Here is an 18,631-nt window from a genome sequence, read left to right on the forward strand (position 1 = left end):
TACCGCGGGTTACGGAGTACGGCGGCGCAGCAGGGCGAAGGCGGCGGCGGTCGCGAGCCCCGCGACGGCCAGCAGCAGGCCGCTCTCCACGAGCTGGAGGGGCCAGAAGTGCGATTCGGGCTGGTAGGTGGCCCAGAAATCGCTCAGTCCGGTTCTCTTCACGCACTGCCTGATGTCGGCGGAACTGTCGAGGCCGACGCAGGCCAGGTCGTTTCCCAGGCGCTCACCGTCACTCGTGACGACACCCTGTTCGAGCGCCAGGGCGCCGTGCGGGAGGTGGAGCGCCGCCTGCCCGGTGACCGTCACGGCGGGCCACAGGCTCCTCCGGAACTGGTCCAGCACGTTGTGGAGGACGAGCGTCGCGGCGAAGGCGGCTCCGGCGGCGGGCACGGCTCTGCGCAGGACCACGCCCGCGAGCGCGCCGAGGGCGAGACCGGCGAGGGCGTACGCGACGGCGACCGGGCCGGTGGAGATGAAGACGTTGGTGTTGAACCAGCCGCCGACCAGGTCCCCGTCCTCGGCGCGGCGGGCCCAGGCGCCGAGCAGGACCGCCAGCGCGGTGCCCGCGGTGAGCAGGACCGCCGGTACGGCGAGTCTGGCGGCGAGCCAGCGCACCGGGGTGACGGACTGGGTCCAGGCCAGCTGCGCGGTGCCGCTCTCCAGCTCCCGGCCGATCAGCGAAGCCCCCGCCCAGGCCGCGACCGGGTACAGCAGATACGTGACGCCGGTGGCGACCATGTCGAGACCATAGGTGTGGATCTCGTCCACGTCGGTCGCCTGGAGGCGCGCACAGTCCGCCGGAACGGCGCCCGGCGAACCGCAGGAGCCGACGGCCGCGCGGGCGTCCGGACCGATGACGTACATCCAGGTCAGGACCGCGGCGGCGGCGAGCAGAACGGCGCCCCAGGCGTACAGGGCCGTGCGGTGCAGGCGCAGCACGGTCCAGGTCAGGCCGGACGGGCGTCGCAGGGTCGGGGCGCTCATGAGGTGGACGTCCTCCTCAGGACGCCGAAGGCGACGGCGACGAGGATCGCGGCGGCGGCCAGCAGGACGCCGGTCTCCAGGAGCTGGCGGGGCCAGTAGTCGGGGGAGGGCAGGTAGGTGCGGGTGAAGTGGACGACATCGTGCCGGGCGAGGCACGCGTGGCTGTCGTAGCACTCCGGGTCGGGGATCTCGGCGCCCGTGGAGGTGATCGCCCGGCTTCGGACGGACAGTTCCGGCTGCTGGTAACTGCCCTGGAAAGGCCAGGAGTTGGCGCGGAACGCGATGACCGCGAACTGCGCGAGACCGGCGACGGCGAGGGCGGGCAGGGTGCGGCGCAGGACGAGACCGGCGAGAACGCCGACGGCCAGGCCTAGGAGCGGTGCCGCGACGGTGGCCGGGCCGAGGGAGAAGTACAGGGCGCGCGGTCCGATGCCGGCCAGCAGGAGGTTGCTGTGGGCGGACCACAGCATCCGGTACAGCGCGACCAGCAGGCCCGTGCCCACGGTGATGAACAGCGCGGGAACCGCCAGTTTGGCGGCGAGCCAGCGGGCCGGGGTGACGGACTGGGTCCAGGCGAGCCGCGCGGTGCCGCTCTCCAGCTCACGGGCGATCAGGGAGCCGCCCGCGAAGACGGCGACGGCGAACGAGGCGCCGTTCAGCAGGGAGGCCGGGGTCTGGAAGAGGTCGTTGTAGGTGCCTGTGAAGGGGGAGTTCACGAGCCCGGAGGACCAGGCGTCGTCCTGCACCCCGGCGTAGCCGAAGGTGTCGAGCAGATGCTGCGTGTGGGCTGCTCCGGGGCCGTACAGCCACAGCAGCAGACCGGCGGTCAGCACCACGAAGCCGGTCCAGATCCACAGGGCGGTGCGGTGCAGCCGCAGGACCGTCCAGACCAGGCCGCGGGGCCCGGGCAGGGCGCGGCGCAGGGGGGACGTCATGGTGGTGGCGCTCATCGGGTCACCGTCTCGGGGGTCGCGGTCGTGCCGGGCGCGAGCAGCGCCGGGGCGGAGGGGGAGCGCAGATGGGCGAGGAGCAGTTCCTCCAGGGACGGCCGCTCGGCCTGCCAGTGGTCGTCCACCGGCCCGTCGTTGCGTATCAGGGCGGTGAGGCCTCGGCCGGTGGCGCGGGACTCGACGACGAGGTGCGGGTCGAGGTCGGCGGGGGTGCCGCGGCCGGTCACCAGGGTGTGCGCGAGGAGCAGGTCGTCCAGGCCGCCGCCGAGCCGGATGCGGCCGCCGCCCAGGAGCAGCAGATGATCGCAGGCGTCGGCGAGTTCGGCGACGATGTGCGAGGACATCAGCACCGTGGTCCCGCGCTCGGCGGCGTCCGCCATCAGGGTGCCCAGCAGTTCGTGACGGGCCAGCGGGTCCAGGTCGGCCATCGGCTCGTCCAGCAGCATCAGGTCGGGCCGCTTGCCCAGCGCGAGGGCGAGTGCCACGCGGGTCCGCTGGCCGCCGGACAGTCCCCTGATCCTGGCCCCGGGGTCGAGCGAGCCCTGTTCCACGATGGCGGCGGCGTACGAGGCGTCCCAGCGCGCCGGGTTGAGTTCGGCGCCCAGACGCAGTGTCTCGGCGATCGTGAGCTGGGGGTGCAGGGGTTTGCTCTGGGCGAGGTAGGCGATGCTCTCGCGTGCCTCGCCCGGGGTGGTGCCGAGCACGGTGAGCGTGCCGGCGGCGGGCCGCAGCAGTCCGGCCGCCGCCGCCAGCAGCGTCGACTTGCCCGCGCCGTTGGGGCCGACGAGGGCGCTGATCCGCCCGGCCGGGAGGCGGAAGGAGCAGTCGTCCAGGGCCGCGGCGGAGCGCCGGCCGTAGCGCACGGTGAGACCGTGCGCCTCGATGGCGACGGTGGATCGGGTGGTGCTGGTGGAACTCACTGGTCCCCCTTCGGGAAGTGTGCGTCCAGTACGGATCCGAACAGCGCTGCCACGTCCTCGCGGTCGAGGCCCGCCGCACGGGCGCTGCTGGCCCAGGCTTCGAGCTCTTCGCGCAGGGGCGAGTCCGCCGGGGCGGCGCCGAGCGTTCTGCGGACGAAGGTGCCGAGGCCGCGCCTGGCCTCGACCAGACCCTCGCGCTCCAGCTCCCGGTAGGCCTTCAGGACGGTGTTCGGATTGATCGCGGTGGCTTCCACGACCTCGCGGGCCGTGGGGAGTTTGTCGCCCGGTTCGAGGAGACCGAGGCGCAGTGCCTGCTTCGTCTGCTGGACGATCTGGACGTAGGTGGCGACGCCGCTGCGCCGGTCGATGCGGTACGCGACCACTCGGACAACCACCCTTTCACTAATTGAGTAGTGAAAGGGTGGTGGAAGAGGTGGGTCGCCGTCAAGTCGTGGACAAGCGGAGGGTGTTGTTCCGGCGGAAGGTCCGGCCGCCGGCCAGGCACGCGACGACGTTCCGAAGTGGCGTTCGGAAATTCTTGGCCGATGTGTGAACCGATCGGCAGGGCTCGTCCGATGAGGGGATGTGAGGGAAACGAGAAGCGACGGAGAGCTGCTGCGGGCCATCGCAGCGGACGGGGACCGTCGCGCCTTCGAAGAGCTGTACCGGCGGTACGCGCCATGGCTGACCGCGCGGTTGCGCGGCCGGTGCGCCGACGCCGGGATCGTCGACGACGTCGTCCAGGAGACCTTCCTCGCGGTCTGGCGCGGCACAGCCCGCTACCGCGAGGAGGGCGACCCGGCCGGCTGGCTGTGGCGCATCGGCTCGCGGCGCCTCGTCGACACGATGCGCGGCGACGGCGCGCGCGGCCGGCTCCGGCACGCGCTGGCCCGGCTCCGGCACCGCGACGAGGCCTCGGCGGAGGAGCGCGTGCTGGCAGGCGTCGAACACGGCGACCTGGCGGGCGCGCTGACCAGACTCTCCCCCGAACTCCGGGCGGTTCTCCAGGCCACGGTGATCGACGGGCTCAGCACCAGGGAAGCGGCCGTCCTGCTCGGTATTCCGCCGGGCACGGTCAAGACGCGGGCACTGCGTGCGCGCAAGCAGTTGCGGGAGGCGTTGGCATGAGCGACGACCGTCGCACAAGCGATGGCAACGACATGAGCGGTGACAGCCGTACGACCTGGCATGTGCCGGAGGAGGACCTTCGGGCCTATACACAGGGCGAGTTGACGCCGCCCCGCCTGTGGTCCGCCGACACCCACCTCGCCGCGTGCGCCAGGTGCCGGGAGACGCTGGCCGCGATGAGCGACCCGGTCGCACTCGACGCCGGGTGGGAGCGGCTCGACGCCGAGCTCGACGCCCCGCGGCCGGGCCCGGTCGAGTGGCTGCTCGTCCGGCTCGGCGTCGCCGACCACACGGCACGGCTGCTGACCGCCGCCCCGGCCCTGCGCCGCTCCTGGCTGGGCGCGATCGTCGCCCTCCTGGCCATGACCGTGGCCGCGGCCAACGCGGTCCGGGCCGGAGCCACGCCCACCCTCTTCCTGGCCCTCGCGCCGCTGCTCCCGCTCGCCGGGGTCGCCGTGTCCTACGGCCCGGCGCTCGACCCGACGTACGAGATGGCGGTCGTCTCACCCCTGCACGGCTTCCGGCTCCTGATGATCCGCACCGTCGCGGTACTCACCGTGGGCCTGGGGGTCAACGGCCTCGCGACCCTCGCCCTTCCCTCCTACGGACTGCGCGCCCTTGCCTGGCTGCTGCCCGCCCTGGCCCTCACCGCGACCGGACTCGCGCTCACCTCCCGGCTCGGTCCCGTCCTCGCCCCCTCCCTGGTCGGCGGCGGCTGGGTCGCCCTGCTGGCCGTGGCACGGGCGACCACGGAGCCCGACGTCACGCTCGCCCCGTTCACGGCGGCCGGGCAGGGCGTCTCCGGGGCCGTCGCGGTACTGGCGGCCGGACTCCTCTATCTCGCGCGGGACCGGTTCGACGCGTCCCGCCTCCCGCTCACCGACTTCACCGACAGGAATGCCGCATGATCCCCACCGTCTCCGCCTCCGGCCTGACCCTCCGCTTCGGCGGGACGCTCGCACTCGACGACGTCTCCGTCCGCCTCGGAGCGGGAGTCACCGGACTCCTCGGGCCCAACGGCGCGGGAAAGACCACCCTGTTGCGGGTGCTCGCCACCGCCGTGCCCGCCGACCGGGGCTCCTTCACGGTCCTCGGACACGACCCGGGCACCACCGCCGGACGCCTGGACGTGCGGCGCGCGCTGGGCTACCTGCCGCAGACCCCCGGATTCCACCAGGACTTCTCGGCCTTCGAGTTCGTCGACTACGTGGCGATTCTCAAGGAGCTGACCGACCGCACCGCCCGGCACCGCGAGGTGCGCCGGGTGCTGGAGGCCGTCGACCTGTCCGATGTGCGCGGCAAGCGCATCAAGCGGCTGTCCGGCGGTATGCGCCAGCGGGTCGCGCTGGCCGCCGCACTCGTCGGCGACCCCGGCTTCCTCGTCCTCGACGAGCCGACCGTCGGCCTCGACCCCGAACAGCGCATGCGCTTCCGGGAACTGATCGCCCAGGCGGGAGAAGGACGCACCGTCCTGCTCTCCACCCACCAGACCGAGGATGTCGCGATGCTCTGCCACCAGGTGATCGTGATGGCCGGCGGCCGCATCCGCTTCGAGGGCACTCCCGCCGAGCTGACCGATCGAGCGGCCGGCCGGGTGTGGAGCAGCACGGAGCGCGATCCGGCCGCCCGAGCCGGATGGCGTACGGGCACGGGCGCCTTCCGCAATGTCGGCGATCCTCCCGTGGGCGCCGAACTTCTCGAACCCACCCTGGAGGACGGCTACTTGCTCACTCTCGACGGCGAGACCGCGGAGGTGGCGGCATGAGCGCCGGCACGGACACGATCCCGCAGGCGGCTCCCACGGGGGTGGAGCCGCCTGCTCGGGGCAGGGAATCCCGGGTGGCCGCAGTCCTGGCCCTCGCCCGCTTCGAAGCACGCGAACTGCTGCTCCAGATCCCGGTCCTGCTCTTCCTCGCGCTGTATGTCGGCTACGCCGGCTGGAGGTTGTTCATCGGGGGCGACGGCATGGACGACTTCCCGGTCCTCCAGGACGCCGACAGGGCCACCCAGCCGACCCCCATGCTGCTGGCCGTCGCCGTGTTCATCTGCGTCAACCGCGCCGTGCTGCGCTCCCGCCGGCAGTCCACCGACCAGCACTTCGACATCCTGCCCATGGAGCACTGGCGGCGTACGGTGGCGCACGCGCTGTCCGTCCTGCCCCTCGGCGCGATCACGGCGCTCGTCGTCGGCTTCCAGTTCGCCTGGGCGGCACTGAAGCCGGGCGCCGTCGGACACGGCTCACCCGCCGAACTGGTCGTGGGCCCGCTGATGGTACTGCTGGCCGGTGTCCTGGGCGTCCTGCTCGCCCGGGTGATACCGGTCGGGTTCGTCGCCCCGCCCTTCGTGATCGGCGCGTTCGTCCTCACCACCCTGGTCTCCGCGGCCACCCAGGGAAAGCACTGGGTGAGCTGGCTCGGACCGGTCGTCGTGGAAGAGGGCGCCGACCCCTTCCCCTCCGACCTGCTGGGCCGCCCGGCCGCCTGGCACGCGCTCTATCTGACGGGCCTCGCGGTCCTGCTGCTCTGCGTCGCCGTGCTGGTGAGCGGCGGCCGGACGAGGCTGGTCACGTCGCTGACCGCTCTCTCCCTCGCCGCGATGGCCGTCGGCGTGGCCGGACAGTCCCCCGACGACTCGGCATCCCTGATCGCGGCCCGGGCCAAGGTGTCCGAGACCCCGCAGAAGGTGCAGACCTGCGTCCAGCGCGGGCGGTCCACCTACTGCGCCTACCCGGAGTGGGCCGGCCGCACCGCCGACTGGGCCGACGCCGTCGACCGCATCCAGTCCCGCGCGGGCGGTTCGGCCGGGGGCGAGCGGCTGACCGTGCGCCAGCGGATCGACGCCCGCTATGGCCTTCAGAGCGACGCCGCGATTCCCCCGTCCACCACGCCGGGCACCGTGACGGTCGGCACGCGCTGGGGCGGCAACCGCCTTCCCGAGTTCGCGGTCGGTGTCGCCTCGGTCCTGGTCATGGGCGACGAGGCAACCGCCGGGAGGGTCTGCGACGCCCGCGTGGTGACCACGATGTGGCTGGCACTGAGCGCACAGCCGGACCCGATCAAGTCCCTCCGCAACGTCCGGCTCGACGACAGCATCAAGGGCTCCGCCATCGCGCTGGCCCCCACGGACCCCGTCTCCATGTCCGCTCAACAGACCACCGTGGTGCGCGAGTTGCTTCAGAGGCCGCACTACAGCATCGCCGCCAAGGTGAAGGCCCACTGGACGGAGTTGACGTCGGCGAAGACGTCCACGGCACGGGTGGCCGAGCTGCTCGGCGTGCCGGCCGGTGGCGAGGGGACGTCGGCGGATTCGGGGAGTGGCTCGTGCGAGGAGTAGCGGGAGAGACGGGGGAGATGGGAGAGATGGGGGAGGTGGGAGCGGCGAAGGAAAAGGGAGAGACGGCGGAGAAGGCTGGTGGCGTCTCCGAAGCGAGGGACGTGTCCGGGGCGAGGGACGTCTCCGTAGCGAGGGAGGCGACGGCGGGTTCTGCCGGCCGCCCCGCCGAAGCCGCCGGGCCACCTGCCGCGTACGTCGTGGCCCTCGCCCTTCTCCGACCCGTGTGGCGCAGCCTGCCCCACCGGGCCCTGGTGACCGGCGCCGCCCTCGGACTGCTGCTGGCCGGCGCTTCCCGGATGCTCGCCGGTCCACCGGACCCGTGGCTGAGCCTCAACCTGTTGCGGGCCGTATCGCTCGCCTTCGCTCTGGGGCTGGCGTTCCTGCTGGACGATCCGGCCCGGCACACCACGGCGGCGGTGCCGACCAGACGCCCGGTGCGGACGGGGCTGCGGCTGGTGCTCGGCGTGCCGTTCATGGCGGTGTGCTGGACGGCCGCGCTGTTCCTCGTACCCGCCGAGGGACGGCCCCCGATGGGCGCGATCACCCTGGAAGCGGCCGCTGTCATGACCCTCGCGCTGACCTCCGCGCTCGTCGCGGTGCGGTACTCGGGGGCCACCGAACCGGGGATCGCGATATCCGCCGGACTGGTGGGCGCCTTCTTTGCCGCCGCGGTACTGCTTCCCGCGCGCTGGGAGCTCTTCGTCGGCCCGTCCGACCCGCACTGGGACGACGCGCACCGACGATGGGCGGCCGTCCTGGTCGTGGCCGTGCTGGCGGGCGCGTGCTCTCTGGCCGAACCCCTGCGGCGACGCCGGACAACCGTCCTTGCCCACCGCTGACTTCAGCCCCCGGAGCGGCGCTCGACCACCGGGTGGTCAGGACTCCGTTCGGTACATCAGGTCCGTCTCGTGGGTGACGAAGCCGAGACGCTCGTAGACCGTGACCGCCGCCGTGTTGTCGGCGTCGACGTAGAGCATCGCGGTGGGCAGGGCCTGCGCGGCGAGGTGGCGCAGCCCGATCGCGGTCAGGGCCTTGCCGAGGCCGCCGCCCTGGGCGCCGGGGCGCACGCCGAGGACGTACACCTCGCCCAGCCCCTCCTCGGCGTGGACCTTGGTCCAGTGGAAGCCGACGAGTTCGTCGCCGCGGAAAGCGAGGAAGAAGCCGGCCGGGTCGAACCACGGCTCGGCCGTCCGGTCGTCCAGGTCGCGCTGGGTGAGGGAGCCCTGCTCGGGGTGGTGGGCGAAGGCGGCGGCGTTCACGGCGAGCCAGGCGGCGTCGTCCTGGCCCGGCACGAAGGTCCGGACGGTCACTCCCTCCGGCAGCTTCGGCTCGGGCAGGTCGAGGTTCTCCAACGGGCGGCGCATCTGGCGAAGTTCGCGGAAGAGGGTGAGGCCGAGGACCTGCGCGAGATGCCGGGCGGCGGAGTGCCCACCGTGCGCCCACACCCGCAGCCGCTTCCCGGACTCATTGAGCATGGCCGAGCCGAGCGCCCGCCCGTGCCCGTGGCCCCGGTGCGCCGGGTGGACGACCAGCTCGGCGGCCGGAGCCTCGACCGGGTCCGTGTCCTCCAGCTGCGCGTAGCCGATCAGTTCGTCGCCGAGGGTCAGCAGCAGGTGCCGGACGCCCTCACGGCTTCCGCCCCTCAGCTGAAGCCGCCCCTGCTCGGACACCGCCTGCTGACCGTCGGCCCGAGCGGCCTCCGCGAGCAGCCGGAGCACGTCCTCGGCCTGATCCGGGGAGAGCACGGAGTAGGTCTCGATGGAGCGGGAGAGGGCGAAGGGTGCCGCGTCGTCGCTGGTCATGGATACGAGGGTACGGCTCGGCGGTGGAGGGACAAGGAGTTGGGCGACGTGGACATGAGTCGTGGCGGGGAGGGGCGGGCCGGGGAGGCGGGAGCGCGCCTCGGCGGACCGAGGGAGGGCCCCGAGGGGGACTGAGGGAGGGCCCCGAGGAGGCTGAGGTGAGGTGCCCGAGGGGCGGTGGTGACGTGGTTGTCGGTCTTCGGTGAGGTGATGGCAATCAGTCCGTAACCATGAACCCCCTTTTGCGCTACGCGCGTTGATTCTAAAGTGCGTGCAAAGCCACGGGTGTCACTCAGCCCGCGCAAGGTTCGCGCAGTACGTACGACCGGAAGGGCCCGCACAGCTCGCTTCACGTGCGGGCCCGGCAGTCAGCACAGCCCGCACCACCCGCGGGTCCCGCACGGCGCACGTCACCGGCGGGGTCCCGGCAGCTTGGACAGCTCGCAGTACCCGCGGGTCCCGCACAGCACGCGTCATCCGCGGGTACTGGCAGCCGGCACGCCACGTACCACCTGCTCGGCTCACGTACGGCACACCGCTTTCGCATCTCACCGTTCTCCAGGGGGAACCATGCCGCCCACGATCCGGTACAGACGCACGCATCGCCTTCTCGCGGCCGCCGCCGGTCTCGCCACCGTCGGTGCGCTGGCCGCGGCGATGCCCGCGAGCGCGCACCAGGACGCGGCGACACCGCTGCACCACCACGGCAGCGGCCGCTACCAGGACGTCCAGTTGCTGTCCTTCAACGACCTGCACGGCAACCTGGAGCCGCCGACCGGTTCCTCGGGCCGGGTCACGGAGCTGGAGGCGGACGGCACGACGAAGACCATCGACGCGGGTGGTGTCGAGTACCTGGCCACCCATCTGCGCAACGCCCGCAAGGGCAACAAGTACTCGATCACGGCGGCCGCCGGTGACATGGTCGGCGCCTCTCCGCTGATCTCCGGCCTCTTCCACGACGAGCCGACGATCGACGCGCTCAACGGCCTCGACCTCGATGTCACTTCGGTCGGAAACCACGAGTTCGACGAGGGCGCCAAGGAGCTGGCCCGGCTCCAGAAGGGCGGCTGCCACCCGACGGACGGCTGTTTCGGCGACAAGAAGTTCACGGGAGCCGACTTCCCCTACCTCGCGGCGAACGTGACCGACGAGAAGACCGGGAAGCCGATCCTCAAGCCCTACTGGGTGTGGAAGAAGAACGGCGTCAAGATCGGCTTCATCGGTGTCACGCTGGAGGGCACGCCGAACATCGTCTCGGCCGAGGGCGTCAAGGGCCTGAAGTTCGGCGACGAGGTCGAGACGATCAACAAGTACGCCAAGGAGCTCCAGCACCAGGGCGTGAAGTCGATCGTCGCGCTGATCCACGAGGGCGGGGCGCCGGCGTCGACGGCGTACAACTACGACTGCGACAGCCCCGGCGCCGGTGACGGCATCTCGGGGCCGATCGTCGACATCGCCAAGAACGTCACGCCGGCGGTGGACGCGCTGATCACCGGCCACACCCACCAGGCGTACGCGTGCACCATCCCCGACCCGGCGGGCAGGCCTCGCATGGTCACCTCGGCCTCCTCCTTCGGCCGGCTCTACACGGACACGACGCTGACGTACGACCGTTGGACCGGCGACATCGCCCGTACGGCGGTGAAGTCCGCGAACCACGTGGTCACGCGTGATGTCGCGAAGGCCGCCGACATGACGTCGCTGATCACCAAGTGGAAGGCGCTCTCCGCGCCGGTCGCCTCGCGCTCCATCGGCTACATCGCGGGCGACATCGGCAACACCGGCACCGAGTCCCCGATGGGCGACCTGATCGCCGACGCACAGCTCGCGTACGCCAAGTCCGTCGACCAGGAGGCCGACCTCGCGCTGATGAACCCGGGCGGCATCCGCGCCGGACTCACCTACACCGCGAGCGGTGGTGAAGGCGACGGGGTGGTGACCTACGGGGAGGCGTACACGGTCCAGCCCTTCGCCAACACGGTGAACCTGGTCGACCTCACCGGCGCCCAGGTGATCACCGCACTCCAGCAGCAGGTCAGCGGCGCCAACGAGGCCGCTCCGAAGATCCTCCAGATCTCCAAGGGCCTCACCTACACGCTCGACCCGACCAAGACCGGCGCGGCGCGTGTCGTCGCCGATTCGGTCAAGCTCAACGGCACGGCCATCGACCCGGCCGCCACCTACCGCGTCGCGATGAACTCCTTCCTCGCGGGTGGCGGCGACGGCTTCGCGGAACTCGGCAAGGGCACGAACGTCCGTGTCGGCGGCGACGACCTGGCGGCCCTGGGTGCCTACCTGACGGCCAACTCCTCGGCCGCGACGCCGTACCCGGTCCCGGCGGCGGATCGGATCACGATCGTCCAGTAGCTGATCACGAGAACGAGGAGCGGGATCGGGACCCGGGGCTTCCGCTTCGTCCCCGAGCTGCGCTGTGACATGAACGAGCCCCCACCCGTTGCGACGGGTGGGGGCTCGTTCACGGGAGTCGTTCAGGGCGTGTTTCAGGGCATGTCGGGCGGGGCCGTCGGAGCGCCCGGAAGCCGTACGGTGGCGACCGTGCCGCCGCCCTCAGCGGGGCGCAGCGACACCTCGCCGCCGGCCTGCTGGACCGTGCGGGCCACGATGGACAGGCCGAGGCCCGAGCCCGGCAGGGCCCGCGCGTCCGGGGAACGCCAGAAGCGGTCGAAGACGTGCGGGAGTTCGTCGGTGGGGATGCCGGGGCCGTGGTCGCGTACGGTCAGTTCGCCGTCCTTCAGCCGGACGTCGACGGTGCCGCCCCCGGGGCTGAACTTCACCGCGTTGTCGAGGATGTTCACGATCGCCCGCTCCAGCGCGGAGGGCTCCGCCCTGACGAACCAGGGGTCCAGATCGGCCGTGATCGTCAGTTCCGGTCCGCGCAGCCGGGCCCTGCGCAGGGCCGCTTCCACGGTTTCCTGGAGTGCCACGACCTCCACCCGGTCGGCCGGGTGTCCCGCGTCCGATCGCGACAGCGTCTGCAGGTCGCCGATCAACGCGGCCAGCTCGGTCATCTGCGCCGTCACCGAGGCGAGCAGCGCCTTGCGGTCCGCCGGGGGGATCGGGCGGCCGATCTCCTCGCTGCGGGTGAGGAGTTCGATGTTCGTACGCAGGGAGGTGAGCGGCGTCCGCAGCTCGTGCCCGGCGTCGGCGATGAGCTGTTGCTGCAACTCGCGGGAGCTCGCGAGGGAGGCGGTCATCGAGTTGAACGAACGGGAGAGCCGGGCGATCTCGTCGTCGCTCTCCTCGTCCACGGGGATGCGGATGGTGAGGTCCTCGGTACGGGCGACGTGTTCCACGGCTTCGGTGAGCTTGTCGACCGGGCGGAGCCCGGCGCGGGCCACCCAGAGCCCGGCCGCCCCGGCGCCGATCACTCCGATGCCGCCGACGAGGAGAAGGATGAGGGCCAGATCGTTGAGGGTCTTCTGGGTGTCCTGGAGGGAGACGCCGACTGTCAGAGCCACGCCGGGATAGAGCTGGGCAGCACCAGGACCGAACCCCACCACGAGCGGTGCGGTCCGGACCCGTACGTCGTTGCCATTCGTATCAGTGGTGTTGTGGAAGGTCTGCTTGTCCTGATCGGGGTTCGCGGCGATGCTCTTGTCCTGTGCCGAGGTCTTCACAACGCCTGTGGAGTCGCTGAACACGCAAGCGGTGCCGTTCGGCTTGACCACCTGCACGTAGTAGTCCCTGGGCCGCATGAGGTCGGATGAGTCGGCCACGGTCTTCGGGCAGGATGCGAGCAGTGCCGTGATCTGAGGTTCGGTCAACCTGAATTTTGCGCCGCCGAGTTGGGCGTCGACCTGCTGGTACAACTTCCCCTGCACGATGAACCAGCACGTCACCGAAACCGCCGCCACCGCGAATGCCACCGCCGCCGCCACCAGCAGGGCCAGCCGTGACCGCAGGGGCAGCGACCTGAATCTGCGCATCACTCCGCGCCGCCGGACCGCAGTACGTACCCCACGCCCCGCACCGTGTGGACCAGGCGCGGCTCGCCGCCCGCCTCCGTCTTGCGGCGCAGGTACATGACGTAGACGTCGAGGGAGTTCGACGACGGCTCGAAGTCGAAGCCCCAGACCGCCTTCAGGATCTGTTCGCGGGTGAGGACCTGGCGCGGGTGGGCCAGGAACATCTCCAGCAGGGTGAACTCGGTGCGGGTGAGCTCCACCGGGCGCCCCGCACGGGTGACCTCGCGCGTCGACAGGTCCATGCGCAGGTCGCCGAAGGTCAGCGCGTCGTCCTCGACGACCGCGCCCGCCGACGCCGCGTACGAGCTGCGTCGCAGCAACGCCCGGATGCGGGCGAAGAGTTCGTCGAGCTCGAAGGGCTTGACGAGGTAGTCGTCGGCCCCCGCGTCCAGCCCCGTGACCCGGTCACCGACCGTGTCACGGGCCGTCAGCATGAGGATCGGCGTGGTCGTGCCCGCGCCGCGCATCCGGCGCGCTGCGGTGAGGCCGTCCATGCGGGGCATCTGGATGTCGAGGACGACCAGGTCGGGCTGGTAGGCCGTCGCCTTCTCCAGGGCGTCCGCGCCGTCGACCGCGACCTCGGTGTCGTACCCCTCGAAGGCGAGGCTGCGCTTGAGTGCGTCGCGCACGGCCGGCTCGTCGTCGACGATCAGGATGCGCTGGGTGTCACGGTCGCCTTCGGCGGAGCTCATGGGTGTCGGGTTCCTCGGGTGGGATGGGGCGTGATCGGGTGCTTTCAGCCTCGCACGTTCCGGGCTGTCCCGGAATGGATCAGCTTCGTACGGTACGGCGGCGGCCGGAGGTCCGGTGTGGTGCGGGCCGGGAGACGGCGGGGGCCAGTTCCGGGGCGCGGCGCCGTGCGGGCGGATGCAGTTCGCGGGCGACCGCCAGGGCGAGGCCGAGTGCGGCCGCGTCGCCGGCGGCCGCGGTGTGCGGGACGCGCTTGATCATCATGGCGACCTCCGGGGTCAGCTGTCGGAACCGCCGGCCCGCAGCGTGGCCAGGTCGGACTTGACGGTGTTGATCGGGATGGCGAAGCCGAGGCCGACGCTGCCCGCGCTCGACGAGGACGACGAGGAGTCCGAAGCGGCCGAGTACATCGCGGAGTTGATGCCGACGATGTTGCCGTTCATGTCGATGAGGGCGCCGCCGGAGTTGCCCGGGTTGAGCGAGGCGTCGGTCTGCAGGGCCTTGTACGTCGTGGTGGAGGACCCGGTGTCGCCGTTGAACTGGCGGCCGCCGAACTCGAACGGCCACTGGCCGCTGCCGCCGCCCTGCTGTTGCTGCTGACCCTGGCTCTCGTCGGTGGAGACGGTCACGTCACGGTCGAGGGCGGAGACGATGCCGCTGGTGACGGTGCCGGTCAGGCCCTCGGGGGAGCCGATCGCGACGACCTGGTCACCGACCTGGATGCCGGCGGAGTCACCGAGCGTCGCCGGCTTCAGACCGGACGGCGGGTTCTCCAGCTTGATCAGCGCGAGGTCCTTCTTGCTGTCGGTGCCGACGGTCTTCGCGGTGTACGACTTGCCGTCGTTCAGCTGGACCTTGATCTCGGAGGCGCCCGAGATGACGTGGTTGTTGGTGATGATCTCGCCGCCGGTCGTGATGATCACACCCGAGCCGGTGGACGAGCCCGCGTTCGAGGTCGCGCTGATCTCGACGATGCTCGGGCTGACCGCCTTGGCGACGCCGGAGACCGTGCCCCGCTGGCTGGTCGGCACCACGCTGGTGCTGCTGCTGGTGCTGCTGGAGGCGACGGTGTCGTTGCCGGTCAGCTCCTGGAAGGCGTACGCGGTGCCGCCGCCGATCGCCGCGGCGACGATCGCCACGGCGGCGAGCAGGGCGAACGGGCCCTTGGCGCGGCGCTTGGCGGTGGCGGTCGTGGGGGGCTCCGGGTGGCCGGGTGCCGTCGTGGCGAACACCGCGGTGGAGCCGACGGGGTCGGGCTCGGGGTAACCGGCGTACGGGCCGGCGCCGTGGCCGCCGTCCCCGCCGCTGCCACCGTGACCGGAGCCCGGCCACACGGTGGTGCCCGGCTCGACGTGGACCGGCGCGGCCGGGTCGTACGCCGGCGGTGGAGGCCACTCGGGGTTCACGGAGGAGGGATGCGACTGCTGCTCGGGGTACGCGGACCCGTGGTCGTCGCCCTGGGGGTACTCGCCGCTGCGGCGGAAGCTGTCGGTCATGAAATAAGACTGTCCCCGGATCATGAGAGCTCCCTGAGTGGTCCCTGAGAAGCCCGACAGAACCTCGTATGCCCGATATAAAGACGCTTCCTGCGAGTCCTCTGCGAGCCCTCTGTGCGTTCCCAGGCGTGCCCGGAGCCGCCCGCGGCCGCCCACCGGAGCGTTCGGGACGGCCCTCGGCAACCGGACCTCCCCTCTCCGGCGAACGGCAGGTTGCGCCCGGGTGATGTCCCGGAACGCCGGGGACGAACACTCGTCCGACCGCCGTGAAGGGCGTGTGTCGAGGGGCGGGTGAGGCCTACGATTTCCGGGCCGGAGGGGGGCTCCGCGGTTACGCCCGATGTCGATGCAAGCGATTGCCGTCGACGATCGGGCCGGTGCGTCGTATGCCCTTCTCGGGCCTCTGACGAAGAAGACAGCACACGCACCCACACCAGGAGTCCTGAGTGATACCTGCCCTGCGCGACCGCTGGAGACGCCCCGCCACGGCGTTGCCGACGGCCGCTCTCGCGCTGGCGCTGACCTGCGCCGGCGCCCTCGCGGCGCAGCCCGCCACCGCGGCCGACCATCCGGCCGGACTGCCCGACGCGAGCGTCGCCCAGTCCACGGCGGCGCCCGCGCCGACCGCCTCCGACAAGGAGCTGCGCCACCGCGTCGTCGAGGCCGCCAAGACCCAGGCGACCCCCGACACGACTCCCAAGAAGACGCCGTTCATCATCGGCGGCAGCGAGACGACGATCTCCTCCGCGCCGTGGATGGTCCAGCTCTCCTATTACGACAGCACGGCGCAGGTCGGCTACTTCTGCGGCGGCACCCTCGTCGCCCCGAACAAGGTCCTGACGGCGGCCCACTGTGTCGCGGGTCTGGACTGGACCGACAACGGCGCGGTGGTCGCCGGTGCCACGGGTCTGCTGGACGACACCAACGGCACCGTCGCGGGCGTCTACCGCCAGTGGAACCACCCGCACTTCAACGACTCGACCCTCCAGAACGACATCGCGGTCCTCACCCTGGACCGTCCGCTGGAGCAGCAGTGGGCGAAGCTGGTGGCCGCGGGGGACAGCGCCTCGTACAAGGCCGGCAACTCCGCCACCGTCTACGGCTGGGGCCTGACCTCCGGCGCCGCGGACGCCGATCTGTCGGCGAACCTGCGCAAGGTCACCCTGCCGCTGGTCTCCGACTCCACCTGCAACAGCGCGATGAACTCGGTCCTCGGCGAGGACGACTTCGTCGAGGGCTCGATGTTCTGTGCGGGTACCCCCGCGACCGGCGTCGACGAGGGCACCAAGAGCCCGTGCAACGGTGACTCCGGCGGTCCGGTGATGGTAGGCGGCAAGATCGTCGGCATCGTCTCGTGGGGTGTCTCCGGCTGCACCGCGAAGGGCGCCTACCCGGTGTTCACCAAGGTGTCCTCGTACACCTGGGCGGCCCAGCCCCGCATCGACGACACGGACCTGACCTTCGACGGCCGTGCCGACCTGCTGGAGCGCACGCCTTCCGGCGGCCTGTTCGAGCAGGACAGCAAGGGCACCTCGCTCGCCGCCCGCGCCTACCAGGGAAACAACTGGCAGAGCGCCGGCTGGGTCCTCCAGGCGGATCTGGACCGGGACTTCTACCAGGACCTGATCGAACGCGACAAGAGTGACGGCAAGCTGTACCGCAGCTACATGAACCACAGCACGGGCCAGTTCGAGTGGATGCAGATCAGCTCGGTGTGGGGCGGCTACAAGTCCTACGCCGTCCCCGGTGACCTGACCGGTGACGCCCGCCCCGACCTGGTCGCGGTGGACGCCGACGGCTCGGTCTACCTCTACCCGGGCAAGGGCACCGGCCAGTTCTACGGCCGCGTCAAGATCGTCGACAAGGCATGGAAGAACGTCAAGATCTTCGGTCACGGCGACCTGTCCGGCGACGGCCGCGCCGACCTGCTGGTCCGCAACAGCTCGGGCGTGCTGTACCTCTACCGAGGCACGCAGGTCGAGAAGACCCCGTTCTCCGCGCGCATCCAGGCTCGTACGGGCTGGAACTTCACCGCGAACGTGGCCAACGGCGACGTGACCGGTGACGGTATCGCCGACGTCGTCGCCCGCGACTCGGGCGGCACGCTCTGGCTCTACCCCGGCACCGGCAAGGCTTCCAGCAGCCTCTTCGGCACCCGCAAGAGCCTCGGCACCGGCTTCAACCAGTACAACCTGCTGTTCTAGTTCCTGGCTGTCCCACTGCCGCAGACAGAGATCCCCGCGCCCCTCAGGGGCGCGGGGATCTCCGCAGTCTGTGCGTGCGTTCGGCGGCGTCGGGCCCGCCGGGGCCTACTCGCAGCCGCAGGAGTGGCGTACCACCAGCCGTGAGGGGAACAGCTTCAGCCGCTCGCGGCGGGATCCGGGCACCCGCAGCCCGTCGTCCAGTACGAGGTCCACGGCCGCGCGGGCCATGGCCGAGCGGTCCGATGCGATCGTTGTCAGAGGAGGGTCGGTCAGGGCCGCCTCCTTGACGTCGTCGAACCCGGCGACAGCCAACTGACCCGGCACGTCGATGCGCAGCTCGCGCGCGGCACGCAGCACACCGATGGCCTGGTCGTCCGTGGAGCAGAAGATGGCCGGCGGCCGGTGCGGTCCGGCGAGCAGCTCCAGGCCGACCTGGTAGGCGTCGTAGCGGTTGTACGGGGCCTCGAAGAGGCGTCCCTCGGTCGGCTTGCCGGCCTCCTGCATGGCGCGCCGCCAGCCCTCGACGTGGTCGGAGACGGGGTCGCCGACGGCGGGCGTCTCGGCCGTACCACCGAGGCAGGCCACGTACTCGTACCCGTGCTCCAGAAGGTGCCGGGTGGCGAGCTGGGCGCCCCCTATGTCGTCGGTGACGACGGCCACGTCGTCGATCGCCTCGGGGCGTTCGTGGAGGAGCACCACCCGGGCGTCCCACGCGTCGATCTCGGCGGCCGCGTGGTCGTTCAGCGCGTGGCTGACGAGGATCAGTCCGGAGACCCGCATGCCGAGGAAGGCGCGCAGATAGTGGACCTCGCGCTCGGCGATGTAGTCGGAGTTGCCGACCAGGACCATTTTTCCGCGCTCGGCGGCGGCCTGTTCGACCGCGTGCGCCATCTCCCCGAAGAAGGGCTGGCGCGCGTCCGGCACGATCAGGCCTATGAGCTCCGTCTTCCGCGAGGCCATGGCCTGGGCGACCCGGTCGGGCCGGTACCCCAGCTCCTTGATCGCGGCGAGAACGCGCTCGCGCGTGGCCGGGGCGACCGGCCGGGGTCCGTTGTTGATGACATAGCTGACGACGGCGGTGGACGTACCCGCCAGTCGCGCTACATCATCCCTAGTCACCTTGGCCACGCGCGGAGTC

Annotated in this window: 17 protein-coding genes; 7 read left to right on the plus strand and 10 right to left on the minus strand. The window is 71.4% G+C overall.

Annotation, left to right across the window (positions count from 1 at the left end):
* Positions 1–9 precede the first annotated feature (9 nt).
* The 4 genes from ACZ4N5_RS36290 to ACZ4N5_RS36305 are packed head-to-tail and all read right to left on the minus strand — an operon-like array spanning position 10 to position 3,237.
* The gene (locus ACZ4N5_RS36290; protein ID WP_467761290.1) at positions 10–984 is read right to left on the minus strand and encodes a hypothetical protein; all 975 of its coding nucleotides are present in this window, start codon (positions 982–984) and stop codon (positions 10–12) included.
* On the minus strand, positions 981–1,934 hold the full coding sequence (locus ACZ4N5_RS36295) for a hypothetical protein (protein ID WP_467761291.1): 954 nt from the start codon (positions 1,932–1,934) through the stop codon (positions 981–983). Before ACZ4N5_RS36295 ends, ACZ4N5_RS36290 begins: the two co-directional genes overlap by 4 nt.
* Positions 1,931–2,854, minus strand: a complete 924-nt coding sequence (locus ACZ4N5_RS36300; protein ID WP_467761292.1) for an ATP-binding cassette domain-containing protein — start codon at positions 2,852–2,854, stop codon at positions 1,931–1,933. The genes ACZ4N5_RS36295 and ACZ4N5_RS36300 overlap by 4 nt, the downstream gene beginning before the upstream one ends.
* A complete protein-coding gene (locus ACZ4N5_RS36305; protein WP_467761343.1) occupies positions 2,851–3,237 on the minus strand; it encodes a GntR family transcriptional regulator in 387 nt (128 codons plus the stop codon). The genes ACZ4N5_RS36300 and ACZ4N5_RS36305 overlap by 4 nt, the downstream gene beginning before the upstream one ends.
* A gap of 202 nt (positions 3,238–3,439) precedes the next feature.
* Between ACZ4N5_RS36305 and ACZ4N5_RS36310 the strand changes: the two genes are divergently transcribed.
* From ACZ4N5_RS36310 to ACZ4N5_RS36330, 5 genes are read left to right on the plus strand one after another with little or no spacing between them, the layout of a single operon-like run.
* Positions 3,440–3,982, plus strand: coding sequence for an RNA polymerase sigma factor (locus ACZ4N5_RS36310; RefSeq protein WP_261702099.1), 543 nt, complete (start codon positions 3,440–3,442; stop codon positions 3,980–3,982).
* Positions 3,979–4,890: a cupin domain-containing protein gene (locus tag ACZ4N5_RS36315; protein ID WP_467761293.1), complete on the plus strand. Its 912-nt coding sequence runs from the start codon at positions 3,979–3,981 to the stop codon at positions 4,888–4,890. The genes ACZ4N5_RS36310 and ACZ4N5_RS36315 overlap by 4 nt, the downstream gene beginning before the upstream one ends.
* On the plus strand, positions 4,887–5,747 hold the full coding sequence (locus tag ACZ4N5_RS36320) for an ABC transporter ATP-binding protein (RefSeq protein ID WP_467761294.1): 861 nt from the start codon (positions 4,887–4,889) through the stop codon (positions 5,745–5,747). Before ACZ4N5_RS36315 ends, ACZ4N5_RS36320 begins: the two co-directional genes overlap by 4 nt.
* Positions 5,744–7,315: an ABC transporter permease gene (locus tag ACZ4N5_RS36325; protein ID WP_467761295.1), complete on the plus strand. Its 1,572-nt coding sequence runs from the start codon at positions 5,744–5,746 to the stop codon at positions 7,313–7,315. Before ACZ4N5_RS36320 ends, ACZ4N5_RS36325 begins: the two co-directional genes overlap by 4 nt.
* Positions 7,316–7,332: 17 nt before the next feature.
* A complete protein-coding gene (locus tag ACZ4N5_RS36330) occupies positions 7,333–8,154 on the plus strand; it encodes an ABC transporter (protein ID WP_467761296.1) in 822 nt (273 codons plus the stop codon).
* Between the two features lie 36 nt (positions 8,155–8,190).
* Here the strand turns inward: ACZ4N5_RS36330 and mshD are convergent, their stop codons facing one another.
* Positions 8,191–9,117, minus strand: coding sequence for a mycothiol synthase (mshD, locus tag ACZ4N5_RS36335; protein WP_467761297.1), 927 nt, complete (start codon positions 9,115–9,117; stop codon positions 8,191–8,193).
* Between the two features lie 570 nt (positions 9,118–9,687).
* Here mshD and ACZ4N5_RS36340 point away from each other — a divergent pair.
* Positions 9,688–11,484, plus strand: a complete 1,797-nt coding sequence (locus ACZ4N5_RS36340) for a bifunctional metallophosphatase/5'-nucleotidase (protein ID WP_467761298.1) — start codon at positions 9,688–9,690, stop codon at positions 11,482–11,484.
* A 134-nt stretch (positions 11,485–11,618) separates the two neighbouring features.
* Here the strand turns inward: ACZ4N5_RS36340 and ACZ4N5_RS36345 are convergent, their stop codons facing one another.
* The 4 genes from ACZ4N5_RS36345 to ACZ4N5_RS36360 form a co-directional block, all read right to left on the minus strand.
* Positions 11,619–13,064, minus strand: coding sequence for a HAMP domain-containing sensor histidine kinase (locus ACZ4N5_RS36345; protein WP_467761299.1), 1,446 nt, complete (start codon positions 13,062–13,064; stop codon positions 11,619–11,621).
* Positions 13,064–13,795 (minus strand): response regulator transcription factor, encoded by a 732-nt coding sequence (locus tag ACZ4N5_RS36350; RefSeq protein ID WP_037622391.1) that lies wholly within the window; start codon positions 13,793–13,795, stop codon positions 13,064–13,066. The genes ACZ4N5_RS36345 and ACZ4N5_RS36350 overlap by 1 nt, the downstream gene beginning before the upstream one ends.
* A 79-nt stretch (positions 13,796–13,874) precedes the next feature.
* The gene (locus ACZ4N5_RS36355) at positions 13,875–14,057 is read right to left on the minus strand and encodes a hypothetical protein (protein WP_467761300.1); all 183 of its coding nucleotides are present in this window, start codon (positions 14,055–14,057) and stop codon (positions 13,875–13,877) included.
* A 14-nt stretch (positions 14,058–14,071) separates the two neighbouring features.
* A complete protein-coding gene (locus ACZ4N5_RS36360) occupies positions 14,072–15,289 on the minus strand; it encodes a S1C family serine protease (RefSeq protein WP_467761301.1) in 1,218 nt (405 codons plus the stop codon).
* Between the two features lie 446 nt (positions 15,290–15,735).
* On the opposite strand from ACZ4N5_RS36360, the gene ACZ4N5_RS36365 reads away from it, so the two are divergent.
* On the plus strand, positions 15,736–17,493 hold the full coding sequence (locus ACZ4N5_RS36365) for a trypsin-like serine protease (RefSeq protein ID WP_467761302.1): 1,758 nt from the start codon (positions 15,736–15,738) through the stop codon (positions 17,491–17,493).
* Positions 17,494–17,598: 105 nt separating this feature from the next.
* Here ACZ4N5_RS36365 and ACZ4N5_RS36370 read toward each other — a convergent pair whose 3' ends face one another.
* A complete protein-coding gene (locus tag ACZ4N5_RS36370; protein WP_355841090.1) occupies positions 17,599–18,621 on the minus strand; it encodes a LacI family DNA-binding transcriptional regulator in 1,023 nt (340 codons plus the stop codon).
* Positions 18,622–18,631 lie beyond the last annotated feature (10 nt).

The organism is Streptomyces sp. NPDC026500, from assembly GCF_055567635.1.

Excerpts from the sequence above, each read along its gene's own strand:
- mshD (WP_467761297.1), bottom strand. The coding sequence starts at position 9,117 with ATGACCAGCGACGACGCGGCACCCTTCGCCCTCTCCCGCTCCATCGAG.
- ACZ4N5_RS36355 (WP_467761300.1), bottom strand. The coding sequence starts at position 14,057 with ATGATGATCAAGCGCGTCCCGCACACCGCGGCCGCCGGCGACGCGGCC.
- ACZ4N5_RS36290 (WP_467761290.1), bottom strand. The coding sequence starts at position 984 with ATGAGCGCCCCGACCCTGCGACGCCCGTCCGGCCTGACCTGGACCGTG.
- ACZ4N5_RS36315 (WP_467761293.1), top strand. The coding sequence starts at position 3,979 with ATGAGCGACGACCGTCGCACAAGCGATGGCAACGACATGAGCGGTGAC.
- ACZ4N5_RS36320 (WP_467761294.1), top strand. The coding sequence starts at position 4,887 with ATGATCCCCACCGTCTCCGCCTCCGGCCTGACCCTCCGCTTCGGCGGG.
- ACZ4N5_RS36360 (WP_467761301.1), bottom strand. The coding sequence starts at position 15,289 with ATGACCGACAGCTTCCGCCGCAGCGGCGAGTACCCCCAGGGCGACGAC.
- ACZ4N5_RS36295 (WP_467761291.1), bottom strand. The coding sequence starts at position 1,934 with ATGAGCGCCACCACCATGACGTCCCCCCTGCGCCGCGCCCTGCCCGGG.
- ACZ4N5_RS36345 (WP_467761299.1), bottom strand. The coding sequence starts at position 13,064 with ATGCGCAGATTCAGGTCGCTGCCCCTGCGGTCACGGCTGGCCCTGCTG.
- ACZ4N5_RS36350 (WP_037622391.1), bottom strand. The coding sequence starts at position 13,795 with ATGAGCTCCGCCGAAGGCGACCGTGACACCCAGCGCATCCTGATCGTC.
- ACZ4N5_RS36340 (WP_467761298.1), top strand. The coding sequence starts at position 9,688 with ATGCCGCCCACGATCCGGTACAGACGCACGCATCGCCTTCTCGCGGCC.
- ACZ4N5_RS36325 (WP_467761295.1), top strand. The coding sequence starts at position 5,744 with ATGAGCGCCGGCACGGACACGATCCCGCAGGCGGCTCCCACGGGGGTG.
- ACZ4N5_RS36330 (WP_467761296.1), top strand. The coding sequence starts at position 7,333 with ATGGGAGAGATGGGGGAGGTGGGAGCGGCGAAGGAAAAGGGAGAGACG.